At 61.9% G+C, this 16,474-nt stretch carries 16 protein-coding genes; 9 read left to right on the top strand and 7 right to left on the bottom strand.

From position 1 onward, the window contains the following. Nucleotides 1-58 precede the first annotated feature (58 nt). Nucleotides 59-925: a flagellar brake domain-containing protein gene (locus ACO550_RS28460; RefSeq protein ID WP_315597759.1), complete on the top strand. Its 867-nt coding sequence runs from the start codon at nucleotides 59-61 to the stop codon at nucleotides 923-925. Here the strand turns inward: ACO550_RS28460 and ACO550_RS28465 are convergent. Then, on the bottom strand, nucleotides 922-2,520 hold the full coding sequence (locus ACO550_RS28465) for a tannase/feruloyl esterase family alpha/beta hydrolase (protein ID WP_315597760.1): 1,599 nt from the start codon (nucleotides 2,518-2,520) through the stop codon (nucleotides 922-924). The two genes, ACO550_RS28460 and ACO550_RS28465, sit on opposite strands and share 4 nt — an antisense overlap. Before the next feature lie 195 nt (nucleotides 2,521-2,715). On the opposite strand from ACO550_RS28465, the gene ACO550_RS28470 reads away from it, so the two are divergent. Continuing rightward, complete coding sequence (locus ACO550_RS28470; RefSeq protein ID WP_315597761.1) at nucleotides 2,716-3,594, top strand: LysR substrate-binding domain-containing protein; 879 nt, start codon at nucleotides 2,716-2,718, stop codon at nucleotides 3,592-3,594. A 20-nt stretch (nucleotides 3,595-3,614) separates the two neighbouring features. On the opposite strand, the gene ACO550_RS28475 is transcribed toward ACO550_RS28470, so the two are convergent. After that, a complete protein-coding gene (locus ACO550_RS28475) occupies nucleotides 3,615-4,517 on the bottom strand; it encodes a LysR substrate-binding domain-containing protein (RefSeq protein ID WP_315597762.1) in 903 nt (300 codons plus the stop codon). 224 nt (nucleotides 4,518-4,741) lie between these two features. Here ACO550_RS28475 and ACO550_RS28480 point away from each other — a divergent pair, with 224 nt between their 5' ends. Continuing rightward, nucleotides 4,742-5,815: a hypothetical protein gene (locus ACO550_RS28480; protein ID WP_315597763.1), complete on the top strand. Its 1,074-nt coding sequence runs from the start codon at nucleotides 4,742-4,744 to the stop codon at nucleotides 5,813-5,815. A gap of 24 nt (nucleotides 5,816-5,839) precedes the next feature. On the opposite strand, the gene ACO550_RS28485 is transcribed toward ACO550_RS28480, so the two are convergent. Then, nucleotides 5,840-6,790: an acetyltransferase gene (locus tag ACO550_RS28485; protein ID WP_315597764.1), complete on the bottom strand. Its 951-nt coding sequence runs from the start codon at nucleotides 6,788-6,790 to the stop codon at nucleotides 5,840-5,842. A gap of 588 nt (nucleotides 6,791-7,378) precedes the next feature. On the opposite strand from ACO550_RS28485, the gene ACO550_RS28490 reads away from it, so the two are divergent. Together ACO550_RS28490 and ACO550_RS28495 are read left to right on the top strand one after the other, a co-directional pair. Continuing rightward, nucleotides 7,379-7,591: a hypothetical protein gene (locus ACO550_RS28490; protein WP_315597765.1), complete on the top strand. Its 213-nt coding sequence runs from the start codon at nucleotides 7,379-7,381 to the stop codon at nucleotides 7,589-7,591. Nucleotides 7,592-7,816: 225 nt separating this feature from the next. Continuing rightward, nucleotides 7,817-9,295 carry an ISNCY family transposase gene (locus ACO550_RS28495; RefSeq protein WP_315597766.1) on the top strand — a complete coding sequence of 493 codons (1,479 nt, stop codon included), beginning with the start codon at nucleotides 7,817-7,819 and terminating at the stop codon, nucleotides 9,293-9,295. Between the two features lie 137 nt (nucleotides 9,296-9,432). On the opposite strand, the gene ACO550_RS28500 is transcribed toward ACO550_RS28495, so the two are convergent. The 3 genes from ACO550_RS28500 to ACO550_RS28510 form a co-directional block, all read right to left on the bottom strand. Next, entirely contained in the window at nucleotides 9,433-10,632 is a 1,200-nt protein-coding gene (locus ACO550_RS28500; RefSeq protein WP_315597767.1) for a CoA transferase, read from the bottom strand. A gap of 22 nt (nucleotides 10,633-10,654) precedes the next feature. Then, nucleotides 10,655-11,644, bottom strand: coding sequence for a tripartite tricarboxylate transporter substrate-binding protein (locus ACO550_RS28505; RefSeq protein ID WP_315597768.1), 990 nt, complete (start codon nucleotides 11,642-11,644; stop codon nucleotides 10,655-10,657). 68 nt (nucleotides 11,645-11,712) lie between these two features. After that, a complete protein-coding gene (locus ACO550_RS28510) occupies nucleotides 11,713-12,582 on the bottom strand; it encodes an enoyl-CoA hydratase-related protein (protein WP_315597769.1) in 870 nt (289 codons plus the stop codon). A 262-nt stretch (nucleotides 12,583-12,844) separates the two neighbouring features. Here ACO550_RS28510 and ACO550_RS28515 point away from each other — a divergent pair, with 262 nt between their 5' ends. The 3 genes from ACO550_RS28515 to ACO550_RS28525 all read left to right on the top strand — a co-directional run bounded on the left by ACO550_RS28515 (nucleotide 12,845) and on the right by ACO550_RS28525 (nucleotide 14,618). Next, complete coding sequence (locus ACO550_RS28515; protein WP_315597770.1) at nucleotides 12,845-13,435, top strand: TetR/AcrR family transcriptional regulator; 591 nt, start codon at nucleotides 12,845-12,847, stop codon at nucleotides 13,433-13,435. 134 nt (nucleotides 13,436-13,569) lie between these two features. Continuing rightward, a complete protein-coding gene (locus tag ACO550_RS28520) occupies nucleotides 13,570-14,295 on the top strand; it encodes an isochorismatase family protein (protein WP_315597771.1) in 726 nt (241 codons plus the stop codon). 92 nt (nucleotides 14,296-14,387) lie between these two features. Then, entirely contained in the window at nucleotides 14,388-14,618 is a 231-nt protein-coding gene (locus ACO550_RS28525; protein WP_315597772.1) for a DUF2798 domain-containing protein, read from the top strand. Nucleotides 14,619-14,640: 22 nt separating this feature from the next. On the opposite strand, the gene ACO550_RS28530 is transcribed toward ACO550_RS28525, so the two are convergent. Beyond that, the gene (locus tag ACO550_RS28530; protein WP_315597773.1) at nucleotides 14,641-15,207 is read right to left on the bottom strand and encodes an isochorismatase family protein; all 567 of its coding nucleotides are present in this window, start codon (nucleotides 15,205-15,207) and stop codon (nucleotides 14,641-14,643) included. 183 nt (nucleotides 15,208-15,390) lie between these two features. On the opposite strand from ACO550_RS28530, the gene ACO550_RS28535 reads away from it, so the two are divergent. Beyond that, nucleotides 15,391-16,449, top strand: a complete 1,059-nt coding sequence (locus ACO550_RS28535; protein WP_315597774.1) for an AbrB family transcriptional regulator — start codon at nucleotides 15,391-15,393, stop codon at nucleotides 16,447-16,449. The last annotated feature ends 25 nt before the right edge of the window (nucleotides 16,450-16,474 follow it).

A 16,474-nucleotide genomic window follows, 5' to 3' on the forward strand; every position in this document is an offset into this window, starting at 1 on the left:
AAGGCGCCAAGAGAATTTAGAGTAGTGACTTGAACCGCATGTTAGAAAGGTGCTACCAATGCGCAGGGAAGTACAGGCTGACGATATCGAACTGGGTAATCCGCTGAAATCAGCGCTGGTTGATGAACTGGGTTTCCCCGTGGCCGACGAGGGCACCGTATTTCATACGGCTGAGGAACGAACGCTGGCGCTGCAGGGCGGCCGCTGCTTCTGGGCCGATGATATGGCGCCGTTGCGGGCCGACGCGCCCAACGCCGCGTGGCACGACCGCTATGGCCTGCTGGTCGGCACGCTGCTGCATGTCAAGCGGCCCGGCGATGCCCACCGCGCGGCGGTCAGCCGCCTGATCGGCTTTAACGAAGGCGCGGCATTTATCGGCTGGCCGAGCCTGGCGGGCGCTGCCGCGGACGTCGTTGATGGCGAGACGGTGCTGTTCCGCGGGTTCTCGGGCACCAATATCCATAGTTTCTCGGCCCGGGTCCAGGCCACCTCGCGTACGCCATTCCCGTACTGGATGCTCGACGACATCAAGCATCTGGAAGCCCGGGAGATGCGCGGCAGCATCCGGGTGCCGGTGCGGCTGGTCGGGTCGTTGTCGCTGGCCGATGGCCAGTCGTCGCCGCAAACGGTACTGATCACCGACCTGAGCCTGGGCGGCGCCTCGGTTTCCACCGCATCGAGCCAGCTTGGCACGCCCGGCCTGGAGGTAAAGCTGGAGTTCACGCTGCGTGCCGCGGGCCTCAAGACGAAATTCGCGGTCCAGGGCTGGACCCGCGAGGATCCCGATGCCGACACCAGCCAGCCGTTCCACCACGTCGGCGTCGCGTTCGATGCCTATGGCGAACGCGAAGCCCTGCTGCTGCACTCCTTTATCCATGAGCAACTGCTGGAGAGCGCAATGATGCGGCCGGGCAAGGCGTCCTAGCGCGAAGCCGTGGTGCAGACGAAGTTGCGTGCATCGTCGATGCTGCCAGTGCCCTTGTACTTGGCCTGCTTCGGATAGGCGCATAGCGGACGCGTACGGCTTGCGCCATCGGCAACCTGTGCGGCCGTAGCCAGACCGCCGGTCTTGCTCTCCAGCCCCTTGGCCGAGGCCAGGATCTGGTCGGGCGCCTGCCCGTGCTCCACCCATTGCTCCAGTGCACCGATGGCGTCGAAGGTGTTCGGGCCGACGCCCCCGCGGCAGTGCCCCATGCCGGGCGCCAGGAACAATCGGGCAAAGTCAGGCGTATGGCTAACCTTCCGGCTTACCGCGGTGTAGTACTGGACCGTGTCATAGGCATTGCCGATCGGGTCGGCCAGGCCGTGATAGACAATCAGCTTGCCGCCACGCTGCCTGAATGCGTTGAGGTCCGGATCGACCGAGTCGACGAACGCGCCAATGCGTTCTTTGACGGTGGCGACATCGCGATCCCAGTCAAAGCTGCGCCAGTCCCACGCGGCATCCTTGAAGACCCAGTCGCGGAAGAATTCGGTACGGAACGCCTGGGGGCCTTCGATGGCATAGCCCCATCCGCCCAGATAGCCGGATTCACTGCCGACCGGCCAGCCAGGGTAGATCTGAGCCTTGGTGCGCGGGTTGCGAGCGCCCGCGTAGAGGCGCCTGAGCGTCGCGACTTGCGGGCCGGTCAGGCAGGCATCGCCGTCCGCCGTTCCTTTGCACTGAAGCACCTTCGGGTCGAAGTGGCACTGGGCGGGGTCACCGATCAACCCGTCCACAAGACCGTCCTTGGCATCGCAGGCGGCAATCGCGGCACGATTGATCGCTGGCAGCTTCGCGGGCGGGATATAGCCAGCCTGGGTCTTCAGGTTCTGCGTAGCCATCCACAGGAAACCCTCATTGAGCGCCGTACGATTGTTGCCAGGCGCACCGGCGATGATGCCGTCGAAATCTTCGGGATACCGTTGCGCGGCAGCCAGTCCCTGGCCCCCGCCGGTCGAGCAGCCGAAATAGTAGGCGTGTGAAGCATCGCGTTGTTCATAGACCTTGACCAGCGCCCGCGATGCGACGGCCGCCGCATGGACCGAACGGTAGGCCCAGTCGGCGATCTTCTCGGGATGACCCACGCCCCAGTTCAGGTTTTCATTGCGATAGCCGGCCTTGTCGGCATGACCGCTGTCGCTGGAAATCACGGCGTAGCCGCGTCGGACGGCAGGTTCGAGTTCGTCGTAGCGGATTGCCCCGACATACCCCCCGTTGCCGACGACGAGCGTCTTGCCATTCCATGTGTCGGCAGGCGGCATCCAGAGCTCGAAGCCGATATCGGAGTCCGGCGTCGGTGTCAGCCGACCGGAAACCCGGCAGAACGCAGGCAGATTTTCAATCTTGTGGCCATTTGGCAGCGCCAGCGCACCCGCTGGCTGGTCTGACGCGGCCGTCAGCGTCACGCCGGGCAGGCTCGTGTCCTTGAGCGACTCGCAGGCAGTGGCCGCATGTGCCGACGGTGCATGCATCAGCACGCTTGCGAGCACGGCCGCGGCTGGCAGACATGGTTTCAGGAAACTGGTTTTCGCGGGCATCGGGGGTTGTCTCGGTGGTTTCTTGTAATGGGGGAATGGACAGAAGCGCAGGGAAGGGCGCATCCATTCTTGACGACTCCTTACTAAAAGAAAAATGGATTCTCTTTTAGTCTCCATAAAGGAATGTTTTATGATGCGAGCTGATCCCGTGCCGTTTTTACTGGTTTTTACTGTTTCCCCTTTACTCCGCTCCCCATGAGCACTATTCGCATGCTCAAGACCTTCGTCGCCGTGGCCGATCATGGCTCGTTCGCGGCGGCGGCCGACCGCGTGGCGTTGACCCCGGCCGCCGTCGGCGCCCAAATGAAAGCGATGGAGGATGAGTTCAAGCGCGCCCTGTTCGACCGGGCCGGGCGGTCGGTGACCTTCACCCCGGCAGGCCTGGCGCTGGTGACAAGGGCGCGACGATTGATTGACGACTATGAGGACATGCTGGCCGACGCACCGGCCGGCGACGAGATTGCTGGCACGGTCACCATTGGCGCCATCGTGTCGGCAATGGGAGCCTTGGCGACCAGCGTGGTCGACCTCAAGATACCGTACCCGTCGCTGGATATCCGGATCGAGAATGGCCGGCAACCCGAGTTGTACGCGAGAGTGCTGACCGGCGATCTCGATGCCGCGATCCTGGTCGAGACCACCAGGCCGGACGGGCGTGAGGCAATCTGGTCGCACCTGTACAGCGAGCCGCTGATGCTGCTTGCCAGCGCCCGTGTGGCTTCGCCTGGCATGGATGCACTGGAATTGCTGCGCAGCCAGCCGTTCATCCGCTTCGATCGCGCGATCACCACGGGTGCGCGGATCGAGCAGTTGCTGCGTCGCTGCGCCATCGAGCCCATCGAACTCGTCGAGATGAATTCCTTGCCGGCCATCGTGGAACTGGTGCGGCAGCACGCGGGGGTGTCGATCGTGCCGGTGCTGCACCATTTCGGCTGGGAGCGTGACCCGGCGCTATGCCTGCTACCGCTGCCCGGCAAACCGCTGGCACGGCGCGTCGGCATGCTGGAGAGCACGCGCCGGATGTCCGTGACGGCAATCATCCGCGAACACTTTGTGCGCAAGCATTGCGGATAGCACAGGGGACTCGACCAGTTCTATTCGTCGAACGGTTGTTTGCCCAGCACAGTGACCACATGCTCGACGAAGCAGGTGATGCGGGAAGCAAGCGCGGTATTGCGGTAGTAGACCGCGCTGATCGACTGGCGGACATCGACCGTCTGTTTTGCAAACAGCTGCACCAGGCGACCGCTGAGGCGGTCGTCGTGCGTCATGAAGTCCGACAGGCAGACAATGCCCTGGCCGGCGAGCGCCAAACTCCTCAGCGTTTCGCCACTCGACGAGGCGATGGTCGGCTTGATATGCAGGATTGTTCCATCGTCGTTACGCAACGGCCAGTCATTCAGCGAGTCGGGCTGGGTAAAGCCCAGCAGCGCATGCTCTGCGAGTTGTGCTGGCCTGGTCGGCGTGCCGTGCCGTTTCAGGTATTCCGGACTGGCCAACACGCGAATGCGGCTGGTGCCGATCGGCCGCGCGTGCAGGGTGGAGTCTTTCAGCGCGCCAATGCGGAATGCCACATCGGTGCGTTTCTCGATCAGGTCGATGATGCCTTCGTTCGAGTTCAGTTCCAGCTCCACTTCCGGGTAGCGGGCTCGGAAGCCTTCCACGAGCGGCACGATCACATGCAGCATGAATGGTGTCGCGGCATCGACGCGCAGCCGTCCGACCGGACGCATGCGCCGCGCCGCCATCTGTTCCTCGGCTTCGTCGACCAGCGCCAGAATGGCTCGGGCCTGCGTCAGGAATGCCGCGCCTTCCTCGGTCAATTCCAGCCGCCGCGTGGTTCGCCGCAGCAGCGTGGTCTGCAGCTTTTCTTCGAGCCGGCTCAGCGTGCGACTGGTGGCCGACACCGTTAGCTCGAGCTGCTCGGCTGCCGCGGTAATCGAGCCGGTATCCACCACTGCGGCAAACGCCAGCAGTTCGTCGATTGTCGTTTTCATTCTTGATTTGAAATCAAATGAATCCGACTTATACAGGTATTGCGTCGCAAATGTAAGGGCGGGAGGGCTGCGCCATCGGCGGCCGCGCGCAAGGCGTCTTTACGGTTGTTCGCGGCGCTTGTATCATGTCTTCTCATCATTTTTGAGAATTCTCAAAACGCATGAGAATTGACGAGACAAGCCAGACGGACCCGTGGCACTTTCCCCGCCCGGATCTTGCGGCCATGTATCTGCGAGCCTTCGATCTGAAGTTGTCCGCCGCACGCGGACTGTTTGCGCGTAGACGCATGGGCAAGACAGAGTTCCTGCGCCAGGATCTGATGCCTGCCGCGGTCGAGCAAGGCTATCTGACTGCCTACACCAACCTCTGGGACAATCGCAGCTCGCCTGAAACAGCGCTAGTGATGGCGTTGGCGGAAGCGCTTGCACCAAAGGGGGCGTCTGCAGTGCTGGCGCGGTTTCGCACCCCCATCAAGAAGATCAAGGCCAGCGCAAAGCTGCCGGGCGGCGTGGAAGGGGCAGTCGAAGCCGAGCTAGGGAAGGCCGGGGCAGACCGGACTGCCGCGCTGCACGAGGTACTGAAGCAGCTCGACAGATCGAAAAAGCCCTTGCTGCTTGTCATCGACGAGGCACAAGTCCTGGCCGGCGCCAACCATAGCGACTTTGCCCATGCCTTGCGGGCGGCTCTCGACATTCGCAAGGAACGCGTAAAGGTGATCTTTGCCGGTAGTTCTGAGACCACGCTTCGGACCATGTTCGCGCGAGCGTCGGAGCCCTTCTACAACTGGGCGCCGCTTGAGCCGTTTCCGTTGCTTGGCGACGAATTTGTGGCGTTCACCATCAAACTGCTAAACAGCATGGCGCGACAAAAGCTTGGTCAGCAGGACGGCTTGCGTGCCTTTGAGGAATTGCATCGGACACCGGAATTCTTCAAGCGGTTTATCGAGCGTTACATGCTTTATCAACCTCAGGGACCCATCGCGGCGCTTGACCATACAAAGTCATCGGTGTTCTCCGATGAACACTCACTGGCGCAGTGGCGCGAGCTCAAACCTGCTGATCGGGCAATCCTGTACCTGTTGGCACGCGGCGTGTCGGATCTGCACACAGGTGCCACACTGGAACAACTTGGATCCATGCTCGGCAAGCCAGCGACCCGGAACACCACCGCACACGCACTGAGTCGATTGCTGGCCGGGAACATCATCACCCGCCTGGCGATTGGCGACTATCGCATCGAGGATGAAGCGTTTGCCGAGTGGGTGCGAAGACGTGCCGATCCGCTGGCCGACGCGTGATGGCAGAGCAGGGCGGCGACGCTCTCAGCTTGCTGACGCCTTCGGACCCGGCCCGCTGGTGCCGTCGATTTCGCCGATGTTGCTGACACCGGTCAGTTGCGAGATCAGCAGATCCTTTTCTTCCCATTGCCGAGCCAGCCAGCGGTGAAACTCCCTGCGGAAAGAGGCATCGGTGCCGTAGTCGCTCGTACAAAAACTTGCCGGAACCGGGACCTCTCGCACACGGATCTGCACGATACCGGTCTGGCCGCAGGCAAACTGCCAGAAGCTCGGCGCACCGTCCGAATAGACGATGGTGACATCGAGTACCGAGCGAAACTTTGCGCCCATGGTGTTCAGGGTCACGGCCAGCCCGCCGGCCCGTGGCTTGAGCAGATTGCGGTATGGCGAACCTTGGGATGCGTGTTTTTCCTGCGTGAAACGGGTGCCTTCCGAAAACACCATCACGCTGGTTGGAACCTGCGAGAACTTCTCGCATGCCTTGCGTGCCGCGTCCTGATCCTGGCGTCGCGAGTCCGCGCGGCGGCGCAGTTGCGTCTTGCCCTGGCGCTTCATGAAGGGAAAGTCCAGCGCCCACCACGCCAGTCCGATCAATGGCACATATATCAACTCGCGCTTCAGAAAAAATTTCAGAAGCGGGATGCGCCCGCCTAGTGCCCGCTGCAATACGAAGATATCGACCCACGACTGATGGTTGCAATTGACCAGATACCAGTCCACGGACGACAAACCATCAATACCTTCGACATCCCACGCACGCTGCTGGATCCAGCCAAACCAGACGTTGTTAACCGACACCCAGGCCACCGCAAGCGCGTTGAGCAGCGGGTCGATTCGCCGGCGCAGAAGTGCCGGTGATATCAGTTTGAGCAATGCGAGCGGAAACAGCAGGCAACACCAGAAAGCCGTGTTCAATGCCAGTACGATCAGGCTTGCAACACCACGTGCCGAAGGGGAAATTTGGATAGATTTCATGCGCGCGATTTTGCACAGGATCAGAATTCCTGGCGTTGCGCACCGTCAAAATCTAGTCATTTGACTACGCGAACTTCATGCGACGTCTTATACATCACGGCATGACATGCCTGTCGTCATCCGTCTGGACGATTGCCCAAGGTCATCCCGATCTCTACGCTGGCGGCAAGGTAGGCAGGCTTGTCGACGGAATGCCTCTGTAAATTTTACAGTTCGGCAATGCGCTGCCAGTAGAAGCGCCGCGAGGCAGTTAAACACTATGGAGTCGATATGGGCCAACGACCACTCCGCTGGATTTCTGCCACGTACCGAGGCCTCTACATTCACGTCCTCGCGTTTGAGCTTGTGGAAGATGAGATGTCCAGTGCTTCTCCTGGTCCCAAATGGGGATACCTGATGGGCGTAGGTCGTAGCAAGGCGCCCACTTCAGATATGCAGTCTGGGCCCGATAGCGGAGACCATAGCGATTACTTTACGCGTGAAGCGGCAGAGCAAGCAGCGCTGCATCATGGGCGATCCGTCGCCGACGTGATTGCTGAATGCTACTGAAGCCAGTCCACGAGATCCGCCCATCCTCAGGAGATTGCCATGCAAGCTGCGTTCTATAAGGGCCACACCATCAGAGGATTCGCAAGTCCGATAGGCAACGGCAGCTTTATCGCGTCCGGAGGCGTCGACAAGAACAGCCGCCGCATCAACGAGTCAGGCGAAATTGGTTGCTATCCCTCGTCGGAGACGGCGGCTGCTCAAGGGTTGTCGTGGGCGAGAGCGTGGGTTGATGCCCATTTCCCGGATAACTAGTGCCCGGCAATGCAAAGGTTCAGGAAACGGTCAACCGTCCGTTCGTGCTGTCGGGGGTTGGGTCACTGCCTGGACCAATATTCGGGCGATAATTCATTTAACATAATATGTGTTCTATATTTTTTGCCTGTTGGCACCAAGTTGTAATGTCCGCTTATAGCCAAGTTCAAATGTCCGAGTTGATGCGCGTACCCTAGGCGGCTCCTGGTCTGGTGAGGAGCCGTCATGCGCCCCGACACGGTTACCCTGACGATGCGGCAACTCGACCGACTCAAGATCATCCAGGCGCTGGCGGATGGGCACCTGAAGACCGGGATTGCCGCGGCACGTCTCGGACTGACGCCAAGGCAGACGCGGCGGCTGCTAAAGCGCTACCAGGTTCAAGGCGCGACCGGACTTTGCAACCAGCACCAAGGTAAGCCGGGCAACAACCAGCTTCCTCCCGGCCTGGAATCGCGCGTGCGCGGCCTGATCCGCGACAGCTACGCGGACTTCGGCCCGACACTCGCCTGTGAGAAGCTGCGCGAGCGCCATGGCATCGATCTGGCGACGGAGACGGTGCGCCGGATCATGATCGACGCTGGGTTCTGGGTCCCTCGGAAGCTGCGCCCGCCCAAGGTCCATCAGCCGCGCAACCGCCGGGCCTGTCTGGGCGAACTGGTGCAGATCGACGGCAGCGATCACGCGTGGTTCGAGGATCGGGCGCCGGCCTGCACGCTGCTGGTCTACGTCGACGACGCCACCAGCCGCCTGATGCAGTTGCTGTTCGTGCCGACCGAATCGACGCTGGCGTACTTTACGGCGACGCGCGCCTACTTGGAGCGGCACGGCAAGCCGATGGCGTTCTACTCGGACAAGGCTGGCATCTTCCGCTCGAACCGGCGGCCGTCGCCCGAGGAACGCGGTTATACGCAGTTTGGGCGGGCGCTGTTCGAGCTGAACATCGATATCCTGTGTGCCAATACGAGCCAGGCCAAGGGGCGCGTGGAGCGGATGAATGGCACGCTGCAGGACCGGCTCGTGAAGGAGTTGCGGCTGCGGGAGATCTCCAGCATGGCCGCAGCCAACGCCTATGCGCCGGCGTTTATCGCGGACTTCAACGGGCGCTTTGGCAAGGTGCCGCGCAGCGATTTCGATGCGCACCGGGCGCTGCGCGGCGACGAGGATCTGGCACGGATCTTCAGTTGGCGCGAGTGGCGCAAGGTCTCGCAGAGCCTCACGCTGCAGTACGACCGGACCATGTACCTGCTGGAAGACCGTCCGGAGCACCGCCACCTGATCCACCGCTACATCGAGGTGGCCGAGTATCCGGACGGGCGCGTCGAGTTGTGGGCCGAGGGCGCGTCCCTGCCCTACACCACCTATCACCGGCTCTCGGAGATCGACCAGGGCGCGATCGTCGAGAACAAGCGGCTCGGCCACGTGCTGGCGATTGCGGCGCGGGTGCAGGCGCTGCGCGATAACCGGCATCAGGTGGGCCCGTCGCGCACGCTCTCGGGCGAGCCGCCATGTCCGGCCAAGGTGCCCCTGAACGTCAAGCGCCAGCGGCTGATCAATCGGCTCGATCTGGAGCGGGCGATGGCGGGACCCGACGGCCCCACCCTGCTCCCGCCTCAGGTGCCACCGGCCAGCACCACCGCCCGACAGCCACCCCCAAAAAAACATCCGACCCCGCACAAAAAGCACGCCCGGACGGACATTTGAATGTAGCGGGCGGTGAAACATTTCAGAACGCCCTGGACATTGAATGAATGTGTGATTGTTGGCCGTTTTCCTAATGTCGTATTTGGGATGAATTGAAATGTCGCACCCCATCCCGAATCATGCCAAGCTGACCGCCATCAACCGCGCAGCCGCTCCCGGGCTTGACCGTCCCGGAGGGAAAGCTCCGCACGGATCGCAGCACCGTGCTGGTCCAGGTCAGGAAGCGTTGCGTCGGCGCGCAACGCCTGCCCGATCGTCACGGGCAGCGCCGGCATGCGCAGCTTTCGATTTCCCGGGCTCGATACGCTGACCAGCCGCTCCGGCGTGTGCGTTTCGGCATGGCGCATCGCATCGCCCAGATCGCGCACGACGCCGCTGACGACGCCGGCCTCATTCAACATGACACACGCCTGTTCGGCACTCACCTTCGACAGCGCGTCGGCTAGCACCTGCCGTAACGCCGCCCGGTTCGCCACGCGCGCGGCGTTGTCGCGGAAGCGCGCGTCCTGGGCAAGTTCCGGCTTTCCGATGCACTGACAGAGGCGTGCGAAGTGCTCCTGCAGGTAGGCCGACAGCACGATCTTGCCTTCCGCGGTACCAACCACGTCAGCCGCAGGCGCCAGTGTCGGCTGCCCATTGCCACACCGCGACGGCGGGGTTTCGTAGAGTTGGTATTCGGCCCACTGCTGGCTCATGGCGTCGGTCGCCACGTCGATCAGCGACACCATGACATGTGCGCCACGCCCGCTCACGCTACGCCGCACCAATGCAGCCAGCACGCCGGTAGCCAAAGTTCGGCCGGCCAGGACGTCGACGATCGTGAAACCGACCCGCGTGGGATCTGCGTGAGCGTCGCCATTCATGCTCATCATGCCGCTTTCCGCCTGAGCCGCGATATCGAGTCCGGGCCGGGAAGCCGCCGGGCCGCTGTGCCCAAAGCCGTTCACCGATGCGTAGATCAGTTTGGGAAACTGCTCACGCAACTGGCTGGCACCAAGCCCGTACTTTTGCATGACGCCGGGGCGTGCGTTCTGCAGCAGGACATCCGCGCCTTGCACGAGCGCCAGTGCTACGCCACGATCCTCAGCATCTCGCAGATCTAGCACGATGGAGCGCTTTCCACGGTTGTAGGCCGAGAACATCGGTCCGCACTCATGCTTCTGCCAACCGGAGCGGCGGCTTGCATCGCCGCCCGGCGGCTCCACCTTTATCACGTCCGCCCCGAGGTCAGCCAGGATCTGCCCGGCCGATGGCGCCGCGATGAACTGGCCAAAGTCGATCACGCGCAGCCCCGCCAGCGCGGCAGGCTCCTCACCACCAGTCTTCGAAATTTGCATATTGTCCGCTTCCCTTTTTTACTTACTCCGGCTTCACGCCGGCTGTCTCGGCGATGTGATGCCATGCCAGCGTGTCGTCCGCGACCACCTTGCGGAACTGTGCCGGCGTAAGCGACGGGGACACCGGCACATTCAGCGCCGTCAGCCGTTCGCGAAAGGCCGGGGTGGCGATAGCCCGCAGCACCTCCTGATTAAGCCGGTCCACAAGTGCCTTGGGCGTGCCGGCGGGCGCGAACAAGCCGTACCAACTAGTAGTCGGAAACGGGTAGCCCTGCTCGCCCATGGTCGGCACATCGGGAAACTGGGGCAGCCGACTGGTGCCGCTGACCGCGAGCGGGACCAGCCGGCCGGCCCTGACCAGTCCGATCTGCGAGCTCACATCGACCCAGCCCACCGGCAACGTGCCGGCTTGCACGTCGGTTGCCACGGCGGCCGTACCCTTGTAGGGCGCATGGGTCATGCTGATGTTCGCCTTCTTCAGGAAGGTTTCCATCGTGAGATGGCCGCCCGAACCCATACCCCATGACCCATAGCTCATCTGGCCCGGCCGCTGCTTTGCATAGTCCACCAGCTCCTTGAGGTTATGAACCGGCACCTTGGGCGAAGCCACAAGCAGGTTGCCGAAACTGCCAATCTGGGCGATGGCTTCAAAGCGCTTCAGCGGGTCCGGGGCGCGCGTGTACAGGGACGGATTGACGACCATGGCGCCGGCATATGTAAGCAGCAGCGTGTAGCCGTCAGGTGCGGCGGCAGCGACGGATTCGCTGGCAATCAAGCCATTGGCACCCGGTTTGTTTTCGACCACGAATGGCTTGCCAAACGCGGTGCCGAGCTGTTCGGCAAGCACGCGTGCCAGCGCATCGGTGCCGCCGGCCGCCGCGCTAGCGACCACCAGTCGCACCGGCCGGTTTGGCCAGGCTGCCGGCTCCTGTGCCCAGGACAGCGATGAAACCGTCGATGCCAGTGTCAGCGCCACCATGGCGCCCAATCCATGTCTACGATTGCCGTTCATCCTCTGTCTCCTGTCTAGTCTTGTTGACTTGTGTCTGAGGTACTTGCTGTGGTTTGAGGCGGGAGCGCTTATTCGAAGGGTGGTTCGCCGTGCCAGTCGAAGAAATCCGGCATGGCCGATACGCGGTCCACGAACATCGCCGGTCGCTTGTCCAGAAAGCTCGCGATGCCCTCCTTCGCGTCGTCCGAGCGACCGCGCGATTGCAGTGCCCGGCTGTCGAGCTTGTGCGCGTCCATCGGATGGGCAGCGCCTGCCATTCGCCAGATCATCTGACGCGCCATCGCAACCGAAACCGGCGCCGCGTTGTCGGCGATTTCCCGCGCCAGGGCTTGCGCGGCCGGCAGCAGTTCGTCCGGCGCGTGCAGGGATCGCACCAGGCCGCGCTCCAGCGCCTCTTCGGCGGAAAACACGCGCCCCGAGAAACACCATTCGAGCGCGGTGGAGATACCCACCACGCGAGGCAGGAACCATGACGACGCGGCCTCGGGCGTAATGCCGCGGCGCGCGAAGACCAGGCCGAACTTCGCCGTGGTCGACGCCATGCGGATATCCATCGGTAGTTGCATCGTCACACCCACGCCCACGGCTGCGCCGTTGATGGCCCCGATGACCGGCTTCAGGCTGCGGAAGATTCGGGTGGTAACGCGGCCCCCGTTGTCGCGCCGCACTGTGCCGGCCTCGGTGCCGTAGCGCTTCTCGTAGTCGAACGTCGCACCGCCTGCCGAGAGATCGGCGCCGGCACAAAAGGCCTTGCCGGCGCCGGTCACGATGACCACGCGCACCGCGTCGTCTGCATCGGTGGCGTCGAATGCCGAGATCAATTCCTCCGCCATCTGAAAATTGAAGGCGTTCATCTTCTCGGGGCGATGCAACGTGATGGTGGCGATTCCGTCCGCCACGCTGTATTGGAGGGTATCGAACGCAGGACTTGTCGTCATGGGCGGAGGCGTCTGGGCCATCAGGTTGTCGATGCCATCACACTAGCAACCCCTCTTCTGCGCCTGCGATACCTGTTTCGCTATCTTGAACGTTCTCCGCACAGCGACTCTTGAGCCAAGCCTGGACAACAACAGCTGTTGGCGCCATTTTTCTGATGTCGTACTTGGGCCATGGTGGATCGGGCCTACATGCGCAAGAATTGATTGACCATAAACAACCAGTCGTCTATTATTCCGCCGTCTACCCTCGAATGAATCAACCATGCCACGGCCCGCCAACCCCGAGATCCGCAACCGACTGCTGACCAATGGTGGTCGTGTCATTCACAATCTCGGCTTCAATGGTGCCGGTGTTCAGGACATCGTGGCTGCCGCGGACATTCCGAAGGGATCCTTCTACAGCTACTTCGAGAGCAAGGAGACTTTTGTCGCCGAAGTGCTTGAAGCCTATTGGGCATCCATCGAGCGCCGTCATGGCACTGTCATGTACGACGCCCGCATCAAGCCCCTGGCAAGGATCGAGAGGCTGTTCGAAATGCTGATGGAAGACCACAGGGCATTGGACTTCAAGCTCGGTTGTCTGGTTGGCAACCTTTCCCTCGAATTATCCAATGCCAGTGGCGACGTCCGAAAGGCCCTCGAGGGCATACTGGCGCGCTGGGAAAGCATGATTGCGGTCTGCCTTGATGAGGCGAAGGTGCGCCAGGAGCTTCCTGGGGATTGCGATTCCGCACAACTCGCGGCCGTGATCGTTGAGGCCTGGGAGGGAGCTGTTCTGCGTAGCAAGGTCGAGCGCGATGGCGATGCCTGCCGCCGATTTTTGGAAGTCACGTTAAAGCGGTTGCTGTACTGAAAATTTTTTACTGTTTTAAATAGACGACCGCTCAACTATTTAAAGGGGAACGGAGTCGAATCCGTGGCCGTCATCAATGGACACCCCAGCGGCGTCCAGCGTTAAGCGGTTAATTCACCACAAAGGTACTTTCCATGTCCAATCCCCCTACTCCCTATGCCGATCCCGTTGACGCGGCGCTCCCAAAGTCCGATATCGAGCTGGACCTGCCTCGCACAGCGCTCGTGGTCATTGATCCGCAAATCGATTTCATGAGTCCCGCAGGCCGTAGCTGGGGCGTTGTCGGAGAGAGCGTGACAGAGCAGAACCTGGTGCCCAACCTGGTTCGTCTGTTTCAGGCTGCCAAACAGGCTGATATCACCGTTGCCATCTCTCCGCACTACTACTTTCCCCATGACCACACCTGGAAAGCTCAGGGTCCGGCCGAAATCTTCCAGCATGCCCTCGGCATGTTCGACCGTCCGGGCGCGCTGACCTTGGAAGGCTTTCGCGACTCCGGGGCCGATTTCATGCCCGAGCTCAAGCCGTACATCGAGGACGGCAAGACCATCATCTGTTCGCCGCACAAGCTGTACGGCCCGCAGGCCAACGACCTGGTCCTTCAGTTGCGCAAGCAGCGCGTCGATCAGGTCATCCTGGCAGGCATGGCCGCAAATCTATGCGTCGAATCCCATCTGCGCGATCTGCTCGAACAGGGCTTTGAGGTTGCCGTGGTGCGCGACGCCGTGGCGGGCCCGAAGGTGCCGGAAGGCGACGGCTATCTGTCCGCGCTCATCAACTTCCGCTATATAGCCAATGCCCTCTGGGATACCGACGAAACCGTGCGGCGGTTGGCAGGAAAGATTGGAGCAACCGCATAGGGCCCGTCATGCGCCAGGGGCGACGGCCCCTTGGCGCGGCAACGGCGGGGTGCATAAATGTCCGGTTCAAGAAATGCATAGGGGCAAGTCACATGCCTAAGATTCCTTCGCGCTACAGCTACTTCGCCTATGGCGCTATCCAGTCCGGATTGACCTGCTCCATCGCTGCTGCCATCGCAAACATTCCATTTGCAGACGAAGGCCTGTTCTTTCAGCACTGGCTAAGGTCCTGGAGTGTTTCCTGGCTGACCATGCTGCCAGTTGTCATGTCTGCCACCCCCTTCATTCGCCGCCTGGTTGAGCGAATGACAAGCCACCCATAGTTCATAGGGGTGGCTTCAGAGTTCAGAATCTATTGCACGGCGTGAAGTCGACTTCCTCACTGCTAACAATTCCGCCCACTCGGCCTGGGGCGCGTTGATTGCTCCAGTACAGATTGGTGTGTCGAATCACGGCATCCGCTGGTGGCGCGCCCTTGCTCGTCCGGTCTACTGTCGTATGTGCGTCGCTGACCAGAATCGCGTCATAGCCGCGCACCAATGCACCATGCAGCGTCGAGCGGATGCACATGTCTGTCTGCGCGCCGGCCACAAGAAGCTTGCCAACGCGCAACTCCGATAGCACGCGCTCCAGTTCGGTGTCTTCAAAGGCGTCGCGATATTGTTTTTCAACGATCGCTTCTCCCGACGCCGGCGCAAGTTCGGCGACAATCTGCCACGCCTCGCTGCCCACTTTCAGTTCTTCGTCGGTGTGGCGGACCCATACAACGGGTATGCGGGCGCTGCGCGCCCGCTCGATAAGCAGGTTGACGGCGCCAAGTACTTCATGACGTCGACAGGCATTCACAACAACTTCGTTCTGCAGGTCGATAACGACAAGTGCGGTGTTTGGGCGGTCGAGTAACGTAGTCATGAGCGGACACCTTTCGAGGAAGAACGCATTCTAGCCAGCAGTTCCAATCATGTCGCGTCTTCCGGAAAGAGCGATTCAAGCGGTGCAGGCCTTGTGGAGACGCGCCACAAATTGGCACCTTTGCGGCATGGCCGGTAGAATTCCCTTCCTCTGGCCACTCTTCGCGCAACGCCACGACCCCGGATGGCAAACAAAAGCTGGATTCTGCATTGGCCCCTGGTCCTTGCCTGTACGCTGGGGCTGGGCTATGCGCTGCAGCCAGTAATTTCCGCAGCCAGCGTGCTGGTAGCCGCGATGATCTGCGGCATGGTCGTCGGGTTCATGGCCTTGCCGCTGCGCGTCAGGCCCGCATTGACGAGGATTGCGCAAGCAATAACCGGCACGGCCATTGCCAGTACGCTGCATCTTGCGGAGCTGTTCGACGCGGTATCGGATGGGCTCGTCGTGCTGGGAGTTGCGCTGACAATCGGCAGCGCAACCACCGTCGGTTGGCTGCTGGTCCGTTATTCGTCGCTGCCCGGCACCACTGGCGCATGGGGCAGCCTGCCTGGCGCGGCATCGATCATGGGCGCTCTAGCAAGCGAGAACGGCGGTAACGGCATTCTGGTATCGCTGATGCAGTATCTGCGGGTCGTGCTTGTCGTGGTGACCGGTCCGTTGGTGGCGCACGCCATTGTAGATGCCCATCCTGTGGCCCCTTCCGCCATTGCGGCCGCCACGCACACATCGACCTCCCCTTGGCTGCTGGGCACGCTGACCGCGATTGGCATTGCCGCAGTCGGCTGCTGGTTGGGCACGCGCTTGCGCATACTGGCCGGCGCGTTCCTGGTTCCGATGGCCCTGGGCGCCATCTGGGTGACAGCCGTTCCGATCCCGGTGGTCGTGCCCTCTCCCCTGCTTGGCGCCTGCTTTGCGATCCTGGGCTGGACCATCGGCCTGCAGTTCCGGCGCGACCTGTTGCGGCCGCTGGTGGTATCACTGCCGATCATGCTTGCCGCCATCGTTGCCATGATGACGCTGTGCTCTGCCACAGCGTGGCTGATCTCGGCGATCAGTGGCGTCAGCTTCCTGACCGCCTATCTTGCAACCTCCCCAGGCGGGGTCGAGTCTATTGTTGCCATCGCGCTTGGCACGGACGCCGACATGAATTTCGTGGTGGCGAGCCAGACGCTGAGACTGTTTTCCGTGGTGCTCTGCGGGCCCTGGATCGCCAGGCGGATGACGCGGTCGGTCGCCGCGTAGGCGCAGCCGGTACCATGCTTCGCCC

It is taken from the genome of Cupriavidus sp., from assembly GCF_057315035.1.

What these genes read in the sequence shown, in the direction of transcription:
- ACO550_RS28460 (WP_315597759.1), top strand. Translation starts at nt 59, where the DNA reads ATGCGCAGGGAAGTACAGGCTGACGATATCGAACTGGGTAATCCGCTG.
- ACO550_RS28465 (WP_315597760.1), bottom strand. Translation starts at nt 2,520, where the DNA reads ATGCCCGCGAAAACCAGTTTCCTGAAACCATGTCTGCCAGCCGCGGCC.
- ACO550_RS28470 (WP_315597761.1), top strand. Translation starts at nt 2,716, where the DNA reads ATGAGCACTATTCGCATGCTCAAGACCTTCGTCGCCGTGGCCGATCAT.
- ACO550_RS28475 (WP_315597762.1), bottom strand. Translation starts at nt 4,517, where the DNA reads ATGAAAACGACAATCGACGAACTGCTGGCGTTTGCCGCAGTGGTGGAT.
- ACO550_RS28480 (WP_315597763.1), top strand. Translation starts at nt 4,742, where the DNA reads ATGTATCTGCGAGCCTTCGATCTGAAGTTGTCCGCCGCACGCGGACTG.
- ACO550_RS28485 (WP_315597764.1), bottom strand. Translation starts at nt 6,790, where the DNA reads ATGAAATCTATCCAAATTTCCCCTTCGGCACGTGGTGTTGCAAGCCTG.
- ACO550_RS28490 (WP_315597765.1), top strand. Translation starts at nt 7,379, where the DNA reads ATGCAAGCTGCGTTCTATAAGGGCCACACCATCAGAGGATTCGCAAGT.
- ACO550_RS28495 (WP_315597766.1), top strand. Translation starts at nt 7,817, where the DNA reads ATGCGCCCCGACACGGTTACCCTGACGATGCGGCAACTCGACCGACTC.
- ACO550_RS28500 (WP_315597767.1), bottom strand. Translation starts at nt 10,632, where the DNA reads ATGCAAATTTCGAAGACTGGTGGTGAGGAGCCTGCCGCGCTGGCGGGG.
- ACO550_RS28505 (WP_315597768.1), bottom strand. Translation starts at nt 11,644, where the DNA reads ATGAACGGCAATCGTAGACATGGATTGGGCGCCATGGTGGCGCTGACA.
- ACO550_RS28510 (WP_315597769.1), bottom strand. Translation starts at nt 12,582, where the DNA reads ATGACGACAAGTCCTGCGTTCGATACCCTCCAATACAGCGTGGCGGAC.
- ACO550_RS28515 (WP_315597770.1), top strand. Translation starts at nt 12,845, where the DNA reads ATGCCACGGCCCGCCAACCCCGAGATCCGCAACCGACTGCTGACCAAT.
- ACO550_RS28520 (WP_315597771.1), top strand. Translation starts at nt 13,570, where the DNA reads ATGTCCAATCCCCCTACTCCCTATGCCGATCCCGTTGACGCGGCGCTC.
- ACO550_RS28525 (WP_315597772.1), top strand. Translation starts at nt 14,388, where the DNA reads ATGCCTAAGATTCCTTCGCGCTACAGCTACTTCGCCTATGGCGCTATC.
- ACO550_RS28530 (WP_315597773.1), bottom strand. Translation starts at nt 15,207, where the DNA reads ATGACTACGTTACTCGACCGCCCAAACACCGCACTTGTCGTTATCGAC.
- ACO550_RS28535 (WP_315597774.1), top strand. Translation starts at nt 15,391, where the DNA reads ATGGCAAACAAAAGCTGGATTCTGCATTGGCCCCTGGTCCTTGCCTGT.